The following is a 15526-nucleotide window of genomic DNA, read 5'->3' on the forward strand; positions in this document are numbered from 1 at the left end:
GCTATGGTGTTCTTTGTAGATATGGTATAAAATAATAAAAAATAACGAGGAGGTGATACCGATGGGAAGGTTGTGCTATAAAAAAGAGCAATCGATGTAAAGGAGGGCGTAGAATGAAAAAAAATATAAAGGGCATAAAGAATATATTGATTTTTTTTGTTGCATTTTGTATGCTTTTTTTTAACATTGTTCAAGTATCGGCTAATCCAATGTTTTTAAATGATGTTATAAGATTAGGGGAGAAAAAGACAACAATACTTCCGCGTATTCAAGAGGTTTGTAATGGACTTCCATATCATGATATGTACGGGATTGGTTGGGCAAATTTGGTAGATAGAAATACAAATAAGTCGTATATAACACTGGGACAAGGATGGCAGTGTAAAAATTGCTATTATGTATTAGTGACCGAGGGAAATCCAACATATTTTTATCCTCAAAAAATTGGAAAATACGGTGGGACAAAATATTCAGAACCGGTAGGTACTCACGTTAGCAATATCTATACTACATACTGTGGATATTGTGATGGGACAAAATTAGAAGGATATAAATTTAACTAAATGTTGTTTGTAAAATATATTTAAACAGGGCGTGTAAAAAGTTTTTATACGCCCTGTTAGTATTAGTGGTTACAATGCCGATTATGAAACAGGGAATGGAGATTGAAAACTTAATATGAAAAAGAGGGTGATTTTATTCTTGATGGTGATAGGGATAGTAGGAGGATTTTTTCATTATGATATACAGAAAACGATGGAGGATGAACCGAAGAAGTTAATCAGCAATTTTCTGGAAAGTTATTTTAATGTATCCCTCAAAGAGGCGAAAAAACGAATGTCTGAAAATGATCTTGATATGCCGATGAAAGAGTTTTTTACCAAGGAAGGATATGAAAATGCCATGAGAGATACGTATTCTTTAATGTTGTGTGAATTCGCCTCTTCTTTTCGCACTGATATTAGGCTGATAGATCAGGAGATTATTCTATCATATGATTCAGAAGTGAAACGATATGATTTTTGTGTTATTTTGGAGTTTGATGCCATTTCAGAAAGTGATGCTTTTAAGTATCATATGAATATCCAAAAGAATAGGAATGGAACGAAGATAACAGATGAAATGAAAGGTTATATAGATCTTGTGGAAATGGAGCCAGGCTATAAAATCTGTTCATTAAAAATACAGGGGGCAGAGGGGGCGTACTGATGATGGTTTAAGGTAGCAGGCGATAAAATGTTCTGTAGTCCTGAAGTGATTGCCTCCGTAAGCTGGGAGATATAATTATTTTGTAAAATTTGGCACTGAAATCAGACATCGGAAGATTTGGGGGAAGGGGAAAGGACAGTATTTCGCAAAGGCATGCCATAAGTTTCGGGTAGTTGCTGTAGATGGGAAAACCAGGGTGTAAAAATGTTTTTATAGATGAAGCATTCGGAGTGTTTTGTCGAAAATGCAGAAATCTGTTGATATTTCTGTGAAAAGCTGTTACAGTAAATAAAAATAAATTAGATAAAAGAGTACAGGATAGAGGTGCGGGTTTTATCAGTACCCGGAAACAGATGCAAACATACCTACAGGGAAGTTGCGTCATGCCATGGCAGGCAGTTTCCGGCGAAAGGAAAAACCGCCGAAGGGTTTTGACCGCCAGAAGGCGAGGCCCTGGGCTGCAGAATAAGATTCTGCAGACTGTCACGAATGTGGAGCGCTATCAGGGACTGACAGGATCAGATAAAAATATCAGACAGGGATCAGCTGCCATGGAGAACTCCGCTTGGAGACACATCCATGGCTCTTTTCATATCAGAGGGAGGAAAGATATGCAAAATAAAAGAAAAGTATTCCTGGCTGTTCTTACAATGATACTTCTGGGAATTCTGGCAAGTCCGCTGTCTGTATTTGCGGCAGAAGCAGAGGAGACGGCGCAGCCTGCGCTTTATGCTACATTCTGGGCGCTGATTCCGCCTGTAGTAGCCATTGCGCTGGCATTGATCACAAAGGAGGTATACAGCTCTCTGTTTCTGGGAATTCTGGTAGGAGGTCTTCTGTATTCCGGATTTTCCTTTGAGGGAACCGTGACCCATATTTTTCAGGGTGGGATCATCAGTGTTCTGTCTGACAGCTATAATGTGGGAATCCTGATTTTTCTTGTGATCCTTGGTGCTATGGTATGCATGATGAATAAGGCCGGAGGTTCTGCGGCTTTTGGACGATGGGCCAGCAAACGGATCAAAACAAGAGTGGGGGCAGAGCTTGCTACGATCGTTCTGGGAGTTCTGATTTTTATTGACGATTATTTTAACTGTCTGACTGTTGGAAGCGTTATGCGTCCGGTAACGGATAAGCATCATGTATCCAGGGCAAAACTTGCTTATCTGATTGACGCAACTGCAGCTCCGGTGTGTATTATCGCTCCGATTTCATCCTGGGCGGCAGCAGTCAGCGGATTTGTAGAGGGCGAGGACGGACTTTCTATTTTTGTCAGAGCAATTCCCTATAACTTTTATGCCCTGCTTACTATTGTGATGATGGTAGGTATGGTGCTGATCAAAACAGAATTTGGAAGTATGAGAGTTCATGAGGTGAATGCTCTGAAAGGAGATCTTTATACAACAGAGGGACGTCCTTATGCGGATGCAGAAAAGGAAGGCAGAGTAAATCCAAGGGGAAGAGTGATTGATCTTGTGATTCCTATTGTGTGCCTTGTAGTCTGCTGTGTGATCGGTATGATCTATACAGGAGGATTTTTCAGCGGAACAGATTTTGTCACTTCGTTTTCTCAGAGCGACGCATCTGTAGGTCTGACTCTGGGAAGCTCATTTGCGCTGGTTCTTACTGTGGCTTTTTATATGGTGCGCAAAGTTCTTTCTTTTAAGGATTGTATGGATTCCATTCCGGAGGGATTTAAGGCAATGGTTCCGGCAATTCTGATCCTGGTATTTGCCTGGTCCTTAAAATCCATGACAGACAGCCTTGGAGCAGCAGCTTTTGTAGAAAATGCAATGCGTTCTGCGGCAGGCGGGCTGATGAACATTCTTCCTGCAATTATTTTTCTGGTTGGCTGTGGTCTGGCTTTTGCAACGGGAACCTCATGGGGAACCTTTGGAATTCTTATTCCTATTGTAGTAGCTGTATTTGAGGGCTCTGATCCGGAGCTTATGATTATTTCCATTTCCGCATGTATGGCAGGAGCGGTATGCGGAGATCATTGTTCCCCAATCTCAGATACAACGATCATGGCGTCTGCAGGAGCACAGTGCGATCATGTGAACCATGTGTCTACGCAGCTTCCTTATGCGATGCTGGCGGCAGCAGTATCCTTTGTTACCTATCTGGTGGCAGGATTTGTAAAAACTGCCTGGATTGCCCTTCCGGTGGGAATTGTGCTGATGGTGGCAACTCTTATGGTCATCCGCCATATGCATCCTACACTGGAGGAGCATCTGGAAAATGAAACTCAGAAATAGAAGGAGGAAGTGCTTGGTATGAATGAAGATTCCTGGGACAGGCTGTTAAAGATCCGCACATCAGGGCGGGATGATACAGGCTCGGATCGGTACAAATATCCTTATGAGCCCACGCCTTATTCAGTATTGGAAAGGCTTGGAAACAGTGGAGAGATCGGAAAGAAAAACACGGTTCTTGATTATGGCTGCGGAAAAGGGCGTGTGGATTTCTTTTTGTCCTATCAGACCGGGTGTAATTCTATAGGAATTGAATATAATGAGCGGTTTTACCAGACTGCTCTTCGGAATCAGAAAAAAGCAGTTTCTTCCGGAAAAGTATGTTTTGTGCAGCAGGATGCGGCAGCTTATCAGGTTCCTGCACAGGTGGACAGATGCTTTTTCTTTAATCCATTCTGTCTGGAGATTCTCAAACAGGCAATGGCAAGAATACTGGAATCCTGGTATGAAAATCAACGGGAGCTCAGGCTGTATTTTTATTATCCCTCTCAGGAATATGAGGTGTATCTCAATGGCCTGGATGAGCTGCAGTATGAGGGAGCTGTTAATTGTATGGATTTATTCCCGGGGAATAATATGAGAGAGAAGATACTGATATTCTCGCTACTGTAAACAACAATATCGTTTTTACAGGTTAAAATCAAAAAGAAAACCGAATAACAGACAAGTGAAAAGGGACTGGAAGGTTTTGTACTATTGGCAGAAATGGTACAGGAGCGGAAGTCTCTTTTTTTATATCAAAGTTTCAGGAGAAAACAATGGTTTCAGAAAGAGATATTTAAAGTCTTTAAGCTTGTTGTCAGGAGCCAGTATGGATATTCTGTTGTTGCGGATATAAGTTGGTTTTTTCGGAAATTTAGCCGAAAGGATTATGACACAGGGATTTTGAAATGTTCATGGAAAAATACAATAAATAAAAAACAACAAAAAACACATATCAAATACAATAAAAACCTCATCAAAACGGAGCGGTATGTGTTGCTTTTTGTTGACGCACAGGGAAGGATGGCGTATAATGGCTGTATATGATACGCGGCAGCCGGATTTTGTCCGGAAAAGCTGTGAGAAAGGAGAAGCGTGGAAATGTTTAATACCACAGATATTCCAAAATCAGCCAGAATTACAAGACTGGTTGACCATCTGTATGAGAAAATGCCGGTGATCGAATCTGCCAGAGCGAAACTGATTACAGAATCTTATCAGGCAACCGAAGGCGAACCCATGATTACCAGGCGTGCGGGGGCATTTGCTCATATTCTGCGTCATATTCCCATCATTATCCGTGATGAGGAACTGATCGTAGGCAGCAGTACCATAGCACCGAGAGGCTGTCAGACTTATCCGGAATTTTCTTACCAGTGGCTGGAGGATGAACTGGATACGGTTGAAACGAGGAGCGCGGACCCGTTTTATATTGCCGAAGAAACAAAACAGGAGTTAAGAGAGGTACATAAATACTGGAAGGGGAAGACCACCAGTGAGCTGGCAACCTCATATATGGCTCCGGAAGCAATAAAGGCCATTGAACATAATATTTTTACGCCGGGAAATTATTTTTATAACGGTGTAGGCCATGTAACAGTAAAATACGAGGAAGTTCTTGCTATCGGATATGAAGGCATCATGGCAAAAGCCCAGGCGGAGCTGGACAGATGTCACGTGGGCGACGGCGATTATGCAAGGAGATCTCACTTTTTAAGCGCAGTGATCTTAAGCTGCCAGGCAGTGATGGAATATGCGCAGCGTTATGCGGCGCTGGCAGAAAAAATGGCTGCTGAATGCAGTGATCCTGTAAGAAGAAACGAACTTGAAGTGATCGCTCTTAACTGCAGCCGTGTCCCGGCAAAGGGGGCGGGAAGCTTTTATGAGGCATGTCAGTCCTTCTGGTTTGTTCAGCAGCTTATTCAGCTGGAATCCAGCGGACACTCCATCTCACCGGGACGCTTTGACCAGTATATGTATCCTTACTATAAAAAGGATCTGGAAAACGGAAATATCACCAGAGAGTTTGCGCAGGAGCTGATGGACTGCATCTGGGTAAAACTGAACGATCTGAATAAATGCCGTGACGCCGCCTCGGCAGAAGGCTTTGCAGGCTACAGTCTGTTTCAGAATCTCATTGCAGGCGGACAGAACAAAGACGGGGAGGATGTGACAAATGATCTTTCGATCATGTGTATTCAGGCATCCATGCATGTACATCTGCCCCAGCCGTCTCTTTCTGTAAGAGTATGGAACGGAAGCCCTCATGAGTTTCTGATCAAAGCGGCGGAACTGACCAGAACGGGAATCGGACTTCCGGCCTATTATAATGACGAAGTGATCATTCCGGCTCTTCAGAACAGAGGACTTTCTCTTGAAGATGCCAGAGAGTACAATATCATCGGATGTGTGGAGCCTCAGAAGGCCGGAAAAACAGACGGCTGGCATGACGCGGCGTTCTTTAACATGTGCCGTCCTCTGGAGCTTGTGTTTTCCAATGGAATGGACAAAGGGGAGCAGGTGGGAATCGCTACAGGTGATGTGACAGAGATGACCACCTTTGAAGAATTCTATGATGCCTATAAAAAACAGATGGATTACTTTATTTCTCTTCTTGTAAACGCTGATAATGCCATTGATGTGGCTCACGCAGAAAGATGTCCGCTGCCGTTTCTGTCCTGTATGGTGGATGACTGTATAAAAAGAGGGATTTCTGTTCAGGAAGGCGGAGCGGTATATAACTTTACCGGCCCTCAGGGATTCGGAATCGCCAATATGGCAGATTCTCTTTATGCAGTGCGTCAGCTTGTATACAGAGACAAAAAAGTTTCCATGGAGGAATATAAAGAAGCCCTTTTATGGAATTACGGAAAAGGAATCGACAGTGAGACAGCAGTGGATATGACAGCATCTATCCTGAAAGAGATGGAGCGTCAGGGTCGCGCCATTGATGAAAGCGCTGTGAAATCCGTGCTGGAAACAGTGATGACCATGAAGCCTTCAGAAGACCAGAAGGCGCGTTTTGAGGAAATTCATCATATGATCGATGAGGTTCCGAAGTTTGGAAATGATATCCCAGAGGTTGACTACTTTGCAAGAGATGTGGCTTATACCTATACAAGGCCTCTTCAGAACTATAAGAATCCCAGAGGGGGTCAGTTCCAGGCAGGGCTTTATCCGGTTTCTGCGAATGTTCCTCTTGGGGGACAGACGGGAGCCACGCCGGACGGACGCTATGCCCACACTCCTGTGGCAGACGGCGTATCGCCTTCGGCAGGAAAGGATGTAAACGGCCCTACTGCGGCTGCAAATTCCGTTGCCAGACTGGATCATTTTATTGTATCTAACGGAACTCTGTTTAATCAGAAATTCCATCCTTCTGCGCTGGCTGGAAGAGAGGGCCTTGAGAAATTTACCGCACTGATCCGTTCTTATTTTGATCAGAAGGGCATGCACATGCAGTTTAATGTGGTTGACAGAGATACGCTTCTGGACGCTCAGAAAAATCCTGAGAAATATAAACATCTGGTTGTCCGGGTTGCCGGCTACAGCGCACTGTTTACCACTCTGTCAAGATCTCTTCAGGATGATATTATCCGGAGAACAGAACAGGGATTCTGATCGCGGGAAGGTGGCCGGGCGAAATATAACAGGAGCAGGACAATGGATCAGAATATGAGAGAGTATGAACGGAAAGGCATAATATGAGTTATTTAGATACCAGGGGCAGGATTTTTGATATTCAGAGACACTCTGTTCACGACGGGCCGGGAATCCGCACCATTGTTTTTCTCAAAGGCTGCGTCCTGCGGTGCCGCTGGTGCTGTAATCCGGAATCTCAGGAATACAGGATACAGACCATGAAGGTACTTGGAGAGGATAAGGTGATCGGGAAAGACACCACAGTGGCGGAAATGATCGCCGAGGTGGAAAAAGACAGGCCTTATTATTATCGCTCCGGGGGAGGAATGACTCTTTCCGGAGGAGAATGTCTTTGCCAGCCTGAGTTTGCCAGAGATCTTCTCAGGGCAGCGAAGGAGCGGGGCATTAATACGGCAATCGAAAGTATGGCGTGTGCGTCTTTTGAAAGCATTCAGGAGATACTGCCGTATCTGGATCTTTATCTGATGGATATCAAACATACAGATCCCGAAAAGCACAGGCAGTTTACGGGAAAAACCAATGAGCTGATGATGGAAAATGCCAGAAAGGTTGCCCTCTCCGGAAAAACAAGGCTGATCATACGGGTACCGGTGATCCCCGCCTTTAATGATACTGTGGAGGAAATCCGCGGAATTGCCGCTTTTGCAGATTCTCTTCCCGGAGTGAAAGAACTTCATCTTCTGCCTTATCACAGACTGGGGCAGGATAAATATGAAGGTCTGGGAAGAGCGTATCTGATGGATGGGATACTGCCTCCTGACGGAGAAAAAATGAAAACCCTGAAGCGGGCTGCAGAAAGTATCACTTCCCTGCATGTTCAGATCGGCGGATAAAAGATCGGCATTATAACGGATGATAACAGAAGAAATCAGGATCCGGAGATAAAAGAAAATATGCAATTGTATGTTTTTTCGGAAAATGACAAAAAATAGAAACACAACAAAAACAACAACATAATACCGATAAAAACAACAGGAATCAACAAGAATTCCTTGACAACTTTGGTTTTAAGGAGTAAAATCTCCTTAGAAATAAAATAAGACACCTAATTGCTTAAGGAGGAAAAAAGCATGGTAAACGAGTTTGAAATCAAAAAACAGATTTGTGACATCGGAAGACGTATCTACAACCGCAACATGGTAGCAGCAAACGACGGAAATATTTCCGTAAAACTGAATGACAATGAGTTTCTCTGCACACCAACTGGCGTATCCAAAGGATTTATGACACCGGAGTACATCTGTAAGGTAGATGCAGAGGGTAATGTGATTCAGGCTAACCCGGGATTCAAACCTTCTTCTGAGATCAAAATGCACATGAGAGTATATAAGAAGAGACCAGACGTTGGATCTGTTGTACATGCTCATCCTGTATATGCAACTTCTTTTGCAATCGCAGGTATTCCGCTGACACAGCCGATCATGCCTGAGGCAGTTATCGCTCTTGGATGTGTTCCGATCGCTGAGTACGGCACACCTTCCACAAACGAGATTCCGGACAGACTGGAAAAATATCTTCCATATTTTGACGCAGTTCTTCTTGAGAGCCACGGAGCACTTACATGGTCCACAGATCTGAACGCTGCATACATGAAAATGGAGTCTGTTGAATTCTACGCACAGCTTCTGTACCAGAGCAAACTTCTGGGTGGCCCGAAGGAATTCGATAAAGAGACAATCGAAAAGCTTTATGAGATCAGAAGAAAAATGGGACTTCCAGGCAAACATCCGGCAGATCTCTGTCAGAACAAAGACGGCATCAACTGTCATAACTGCGGCGGCTGCATGGTTGCTCATTCTCAGGAGTCAGGAGCTCAGGAAGCAGATGCAGAACTGATCGCAAACATCACAAAACAGGTAATGGCACAGCTTGGAATGAAATAATTCTGACGGAATAAGTAAGGAGGACAATCTCATGCCAATCAGTGAGAACATGGTACAGGAAATTGTACAGGAAGTTATGGCAAAAATGCAGATTGCGGAAGCTCCGGCCGGAAAACATGGGATTTTCAAGGATATGAATGATGCGATCGAGGCTGCCAAGAAGGCGGAACTGATCGTAAAGAGAATGTCCATGGACCAGAGAGAAAAGATCATTACCTGCATTCGCAAAAAAATTAAAGAAAATGCAGAAGTATTGGCCCGCATGGGTGTAGAAGAAACCGGAATGGGAAATGTCGGAGACAAGATTCTGAAGCATCATCTTGTAGCTGATAAGACACCGGGTACAGAAGATATTACCACAACAGCATGGTCAGGAGACAGAGGACTTACTCTGATCGAAATGGGACCGTTTGGTGTGATCGGAGCGATCACTCCGTGTACAAACCCAAGTGAGACAGTTCTGTGTAATACTATGGGTATGCTGGCAGGCGGAAATACAGTTGTATTCAACCCTCATCCGGCAGCGATCAAAACATCTATCTATGCAATCAATCTTTTAAATGAGGCTTCCCTGGAAAGCGGAGGACCGGATAATATTGCTGTAACAGTCGAGAAACCGACGCTGGAAACCAGCGATATTATGATGAAACATAAAGACATTCACCTGATCGCCGCAACAGGCGGCCCTGGTGTGGTAACAGCAGTTCTTTCCTCCGGAAAACGAGGAATCGGAGCAGGCGCAGGAAATCCTCCGGCACTTGTTGATGAAACTGCTGATATCCGCAAAGCAGCTCAGGATATTGTAAACGGATGTACCTTTGACAACAATCTTCCCTGTATTGCAGAGAAAGAAATTGTTGCAGTGTCTTCCATTGCAGATGAGCTGATGCATTATCTTATTACAGAAAATGACTGCTACCTGGCTTCCAAGGAAGAACAGGACAAGCTTACAGAGGTTGTTCTGGCAGGCGGCAAGCTGAATCGTAAATGTGTTGGTCGTGATGCGAGAACACTTCTGTCCATGATCGGAGTGGATGCGCCGGCAAATATCCGCTGCATCGTATTCGAAGGACCGAAGGAACACCCGCTGATCGCCGAAGAGCTTATGATGCCGATTCTCGGTATGGTAAGAGCAAGAGACTTTGACGATGCAGTAGAGCAGGCTGTATGGCTGGAGCACTGCAACCGCCACTCCGCACATATCCACTCCAAAAATGTTGACAATATCACAAAATATGCAAGAGCGATCGATACCGCAATCCTTGTAAAGAACGGCCCGTCCTATTCTGCGCTGGGATTCGGAGGAGAAGGCTTCTGTACCTTTACTATTGCCAGCCGTACAGGAGAGGGACTTACAAGCGCAAGCACTTTTACAAAGAGAAGACGCTGCGTAATGTCTGACAGCCTTTGCATTCGTTAATCAGGAGGAATAGAACAATGGATATGAACAATGTAAATATTGAGGAAATTGTAAAACAGGTTCTTTCCGGTATGACAGGAAAGGGAGCGGCTCCGGCAGCAGCTTCCGCACCGGCAGCTCCGGCAGCAAACGGCGGAATTCCGAAAACTGCAAGAGTTGCAATGATGACCGAGAAAAAACATTTTGAGCTTCAGGAGTATCCGATTCCGGAACTGGGAGATGACGATATCCTTGTTAAAGTTGAAGGATGCGGTGTATGCGGAACTGATGCTCATGAATATAAAAACGACCCGTTTGGCCTGATTCCGGTAGTTCTCGGACATGAGGGAACCGGCGAGATCGTTGCCATGGGTAAAAACGTAACCGTTGATACAGCAGGAAAAGCTGTGAAAGTAGGAGACAAGGTTGTTACCTGTATGATCTTCAAGGATGATCCGGAGATCACAATGTTTGACCTGAATAAGAAAAACGTGGGCGGAGCAGATGTATATGGACTTCTTCCGGATGATGATGTAAAATTCAATGGATGGTTTGCGGACTACATCTTAATCAGAGGCGGAAATTTCGGTTCTACTTTCTTTAATGTAAGTGATCTGGATCTGGATTCCCGTATTCTGATCGAGCCATGTGCAGTTCTTGTTCACGCAGTTGAGAGAGCAAAAACAACAGGAATTCTGAAGTTCAACAGCAGAGTTGTTGTTCAGGGCTGCGGACCGATCGGTCTGATCTGCATTGCCGTTCTCCGTACCATGGGTGTTGAAAACATCTGCGCAGTAGACGGAAATGAGCAGCGTCTTGAGTTTGCTAAGAGAATGGGCGCAAACACAACTGTAAACTTTATGAATTATCAGGGTGTGGAAGCTCTTGCAGCAGCAGTTGAAGAGGCTCAGGGCGGACATCTTGCAGATTTTGCATTCCAGTGCACAGGAAACCCGAAGGCACATGCAAACATTTATAAATTCATCCGCAACGGCGGCGGTCTCTGTGAGCTTGGCTTCTTTATCAACGGCGGAGACGCAGTGATCAATCCTCATTTTGATCTCTGCTCCAAAGAGATCAATCTGGTTGGCTCCTGGGTATACAACCTGAGAGATTATGCAACTACCTTTGATTTCCTCAAGAGAGCAAAGGCGATCGGACTTCCGATGTCTGAACTTATCACTCATAAGTTCCCGCTTGAGCAGATCAATGAGGCTCTTGAGACCAACCTTGCAATGACAGGTCTGAAGATCGCCATCGTTAATGAATAATCCGGAGAATAGAGGAGAAGCAAAATGGCAGAAGCTGTAGGAATTCTGGAAGTGTTTGGGCTGGCCACAGCCTTTGTAGCGGCAGATGCCGGATGTAAGGCAGCAAATGTCCGACTGGAGGTATTCGATAAGAATAAGCCTGCAAATGCAGACAGCCTGCCGGTACCGCTTCTGGTATGCATCAAATTCCGCGGAAGTGTGACGGATGTGACAGCAGCCGTTGAAACAGGAATGGAAGTAGCGAACCGGATGACTGGTGTGGTACAGCACTATATTATTCCGAACCCTGAAGAGGGAACGGAAAAAATGTTAAAGATCAGCGCACTTGATAAAAGCTGACAGAACATAGTCCCCAAATATATAAACTTGATTCAGGAGGAGAAATAAAATGGCACAGGAAGCATTAGGAATGGTAGAAACAAGAGGACTTACCGCTGCGATCGAGGCAGCAGATGCAATGACAAAAGCGGCAGAGGTTGCTCTTGTGGGAACAGAAAAAATCGGTTCCGGTCTTGTAACTGTTATGGTTCGCGGTGATGTTGGAGCTGTTAAGGCAGCAGTAGAAAGCGGAAGCGCAGCAGCATCCAGACTTGGAGAGCTTGTAGCAACTCACGTAATTCCGAGACCTCATACAGACGTAGAAAAAATTCTGCCTACTGTTTAAATAACAGATACAAACATACAGGCGTAAAGGAGTTCGCTCGTGAATAAAGCATATGGTTTTATTGAAATCACAGGTGTCGTAGCGGCGATGGATGCGCTGGACATTATGTGTAAAACTGCAGACGTTGAGCTGGCGTCATGGGAACGTAAGCTGGGCGGACGCCTGGTAACTCTTATTGTACAGGGTGATGTATCGGCTGTCACCGAAGCTGTTGAAACAGCGGCAGCCAAGGCAATTAAGAAACCGGCAAGTTATGCAGTGATCGCGCGGCCACATGAGGAAATTGTCAAGCTTGTGGAACTCAGCGCAAGCCGATGGAAGAAACAGTCTGAAGAGCAGACAGAAGAAGAGGCTGAACAGCCGGAAAAATAATTCAGGAAACTTTCCTGATAATGGATCATTGATAAGGAGGAAAAATCATGACACAGGAAGCATTAGGAATGGTTGAAACCAGAGGACTTACAGCAGCTATCGAAGCAGCTGACCAGATGTGCAAGGCAGCAAACGTTGCGCTTGTAGGAACAGAGAAAATCGGTTCCGGACTTGTAACAGTTATGGTTCGCGGTGATGTAGGCGCTGTGAAATCAGCAGTAGAAAGCGGAAGCGCAGCAGCATCCAGACTTGGAGAGCTTGTAGCTACACATGTAATTCCAAGACCTCATACAGACGTTGAGAAGATTCTTCCGGTTCTTAAATAAATCAGAGTAAGCAGTTCAGTCATGTATCCAGACTTATTACAGGCCGGGTAAAAGGGTCAGAGACTTTTGTGCAGACAGGGGTTCCCTGATCCGGCTGTCTGGCTCATGGCTGAATTTTTATTCGGAAAGCAGGTGTATTCTTGGAAACAAAGAACATAGAGCTGATCACCAAAATGGTGATAGACGCCATTAATAAAAATGAGAGCAGAGGCCAGGGCTTCATGGTTCCCATTGGAGTTTCCGCAAGGCATATCCACCTGACACAGGAGCATGTAGAGGCTTTGTTCGGACCGGGATATCAGCTTACAAAGAAAAAAGAGCTGATGGGCGGACAGTTTGCATCAAATGAGACGGTTACTATCGTAGGTCTCAAGCTTCGTGCTATTGAGAACGTCAGGATTTTAGGACCTGTCCGCAAAGCATCACAGGTGGAAGTATCAGCCACAGATGCCATTAAACTGGGAATGAAGGTTCCGGTTCGCGAATCAGGAGATGTCAAGGGAAGTGCTCCCATTGCCATTGTGGGACCAAAGGGTGCTATTTATCTGAACGAGGGCTGTATTGTGGCTATGCGTCACATTCATATGTCACCGAAAGATGCTCAGGCAGCAGGTGTAAAGGACGGCGATATTGTTTCTGTAAAAGCAGACAACGAGCGCGGAACAATCTTTAATCAGGTAAAGATCCGTGTAGACGACAGCTTTACACTGGAAATGCATATTGATACGGATGAGGCCAATGCGGCGAAGATCGCCACAGGCAATACCGTTACAATTATAAAATAAGGTTCCTCCGAAAAGCAGGGGATGCAGCACAGGAAAAGATCCTTTGGGATATATGCGCCGCATCCCCATAGGAGGATTTAAGAAGAATATTTATGCGGAGGCTCACATGATTGTAGGAAAAGTAGTTGGAAGCGTGGTTTCCACCCGGAAAAGTGAGAAGCTGATCGGACAGAAATTTATGATTGTAGAGCCGGTGCATCATATGAAATCAGAACTCAGCCAGATTGTTGCGATCGACATGATCGGTGCGGGAATCGGAGAGTATGTATTGGTGGCACAAGGTAGCGCAGCACGAATCGGCTGCGGCGAAGAAACAGCACCTATTGATGCGGCGATAGTCGGAATCATTGATGACGGTGCGGGATTGGAGTAACGCCATGGAAATCAAAGAATTACAGAAAATAATGCAGGACAGCGGTGTGGCAGGCGCCGGCGGCGCCGGATTTCCGACTTATGCCAAGCTTACGGATAAGGCGGATACCATTCTCATGAACTGTGCAGAGTGCGAGCCGTTGCTTAAACTGCACAGACAGCTGCTGGAAAAGCATGCCTATGAGATCATGAAAACTTTCAATCTTGTAGCAGAGACAGTCGGCGCATCAGAAGCGATCATCGGCATTAAAAAATCTTATGTGCAGACAGTAAAAGCGCTTCAGCAGCATATTGAGGAATTCCCGAGAATCAGGATACATCTTCTTGAGGAAGTTTATCCTATGGGAGATGAAGTTGTTCTGATCTATGAAGCAACCGGACGCGTGGTAAGACCCGGGGGACTGCCTATTGAACAGGGAGTTATCGTTTTTAATGTTGAGACGATCTACAACGTATACCGCGCACTGGAAAAACAGATGCCTGTAACAGACAAATATGTATCTGTTGTGGCAGAAGTAAGCAGGCCTGTAACTGTCCGTGTTCCTATCGGATGTACGCTGGATGAGGTTGTGGAGCAGGCCGGTGAAATTACAACAAAGGACGCCGTATATTTTGTAGGCGGACCTATGATGGGGCGGATCGGCAGCGGTTCCGACCCGGTAACAAAGACAACGAATGCGATTCTGGTCCTTCCGAAGGATCATCTGATCGTTATGAAGAAGCAGAGAACTTCTTCCATAGATTTAAAACGTGCAGCGTCTATCTGCTGCCAGTGTAATACCTGTACAGATCTCTGCCCGAGAAACAATCTGGGACATCCTATTGATCCGGCGCGTTTCATGAGAGCGGCAGCAAACGGTGATTTCAGAGATCTGAATCCTTATCTGGATTCTCATTTCTGCAGTTCCTGCGGTGTCTGCGAGATGTATGCCTGCCCTCAGAGCCTGGCTCCCAGAACTCTGCTGGCGGATATGAAGGGCGGACTCAGAAAAGCAGGAATCAGACCTGCGCAGGGTGTACAGCCGGTACCGGTGCAGCAGTCCAGAGAATACCGCAAAGTTCCTGAGGAACGTCTGATGGCACGGCTTGGACTGACAAAATATGATAAGGATGCACCGATGGATGAGACTCTGGTAGCTGTTCCGAAGGTTAAGATCCTTCTGAGTCAGCATATCGGCGCTCCGGCACAGGCAATTGTGAAAGCAGGCGATGAAGTAACAAGAGGTCAGATGATTGCAAAGCCTGCTGACGGATTAAGCGTCGGCATTCATGCAAGTATCTGCGGAAAAGTAACTGAAGTAACAGACCGCTACATCATAATTGCAGCAAAGTAGAAAGGACGTGC

General features: G+C 45.2%; 16 protein-coding genes and 1 riboswitch. All 16 genes read left to right on the forward strand.

Annotated elements, in window-relative coordinates:
- Positions 1–113 precede the first annotated feature (113 nt).
- Positions 114–563, forward strand: coding sequence for a hypothetical protein (locus NSA57_RS00405; RefSeq protein WP_257463684.1), 450 nt, complete (start codon positions 114–116; stop codon positions 561–563).
- A gap of 115 nt (positions 564–678) precedes the next feature.
- On the forward strand, positions 679–1209 hold the full coding sequence (locus NSA57_RS00410; protein WP_257463685.1) for a hypothetical protein: 531 nt from the start codon (positions 679–681) through the stop codon (positions 1207–1209).
- Between the two features lie 311 nt (positions 1210–1520).
- Positions 1521–1719, forward strand: a riboswitch (Lysine riboswitch).
- A 140-nt stretch (positions 1720–1859) separates the two neighbouring features.
- A complete protein-coding gene (locus NSA57_RS00415) occupies positions 1860–3467 on the forward strand; it encodes a Na+/H+ antiporter NhaC family protein (protein WP_390427809.1) in 1608 nt (535 codons plus the stop codon).
- 18 nt (positions 3468–3485) lie between these two features.
- Positions 3486–4076: a class I SAM-dependent methyltransferase gene (locus tag NSA57_RS00420; RefSeq protein WP_147597989.1), complete on the forward strand. Its 591-nt coding sequence runs from the start codon at positions 3486–3488 to the stop codon at positions 4074–4076.
- Between the two features lie 471 nt (positions 4077–4547).
- Entirely contained in the window at positions 4548–7067 is a 2520-nt protein-coding gene (locus NSA57_RS00425) for a glycyl radical protein (RefSeq protein WP_257463686.1), read from the forward strand.
- Between the two features lie 83 nt (positions 7068–7150).
- The gene (locus NSA57_RS00430) at positions 7151–7942 is read left to right on the forward strand and encodes a glycyl-radical enzyme activating protein (RefSeq protein ID WP_257463687.1); all 792 of its coding nucleotides are present in this window, start codon (positions 7151–7153) and stop codon (positions 7940–7942) included.
- A 237-nt stretch (positions 7943–8179) separates the two neighbouring features.
- Entirely contained in the window at positions 8180–8992 is an 813-nt protein-coding gene (locus NSA57_RS00435) for a class II aldolase/adducin family protein (protein ID WP_173752009.1), read from the forward strand.
- A gap of 31 nt (positions 8993–9023) precedes the next feature.
- Entirely contained in the window at positions 9024–10412 is a 1389-nt protein-coding gene (locus NSA57_RS00440) for an aldehyde dehydrogenase family protein (RefSeq protein ID WP_257463688.1), read from the forward strand.
- Positions 10413–10429: 17 nt separating this feature from the next.
- Complete coding sequence (locus tag NSA57_RS00445; protein WP_022067867.1) at positions 10430–11662, forward strand: zinc-binding dehydrogenase; 1233 nt, start codon at positions 10430–10432, stop codon at positions 11660–11662.
- A 24-nt stretch (positions 11663–11686) separates the two neighbouring features.
- Positions 11687–12001 carry a BMC domain-containing protein gene (locus NSA57_RS00450; RefSeq protein WP_022067866.1) on the forward strand — a complete coding sequence of 105 codons (315 nt, stop codon included), beginning with the start codon at positions 11687–11689 and terminating at the stop codon, positions 11999–12001.
- A gap of 49 nt (positions 12002–12050) precedes the next feature.
- Entirely contained in the window at positions 12051–12326 is a 276-nt protein-coding gene (locus NSA57_RS00455; RefSeq protein WP_022067865.1) for a BMC domain-containing protein, read from the forward strand.
- 39 nt (positions 12327–12365) lie between these two features.
- On the forward strand, positions 12366–12698 hold the full coding sequence (locus NSA57_RS00460) for a BMC domain-containing protein (RefSeq protein ID WP_022067864.1): 333 nt from the start codon (positions 12366–12368) through the stop codon (positions 12696–12698).
- A gap of 47 nt (positions 12699–12745) precedes the next feature.
- The gene (locus tag NSA57_RS00465; protein ID WP_005427721.1) at positions 12746–13024 is read left to right on the forward strand and encodes a BMC domain-containing protein; all 279 of its coding nucleotides are present in this window, start codon (positions 12746–12748) and stop codon (positions 13022–13024) included.
- Between the two features lie 173 nt (positions 13025–13197).
- Positions 13198–13809 (forward strand): phosphate propanoyltransferase, encoded by a 612-nt coding sequence (pduL, locus tag NSA57_RS00470; protein WP_390427811.1) that lies wholly within the window; start codon positions 13198–13200, stop codon positions 13807–13809.
- Positions 13810–13915: 106 nt separating this feature from the next.
- Positions 13916–14182 (forward strand): EutN/CcmL family microcompartment protein, encoded by a 267-nt coding sequence (locus NSA57_RS00475; protein WP_022067862.1) that lies wholly within the window; start codon positions 13916–13918, stop codon positions 14180–14182.
- Positions 14183–14186: 4 nt separating this feature from the next.
- Complete coding sequence (locus NSA57_RS00480) at positions 14187–15515, forward strand: 4Fe-4S dicluster domain-containing protein (protein ID WP_022067861.1); 1329 nt, start codon at positions 14187–14189, stop codon at positions 15513–15515.
- The last annotated feature ends 11 nt before the right edge of the window (positions 15516–15526 follow it).

Source organism: Blautia caecimuris (assembly GCF_024622975.1).
GTDB lineage: Bacteria > Bacillota > Clostridia > Lachnospirales > Lachnospiraceae > Blautia_A > Blautia_A caecimuris.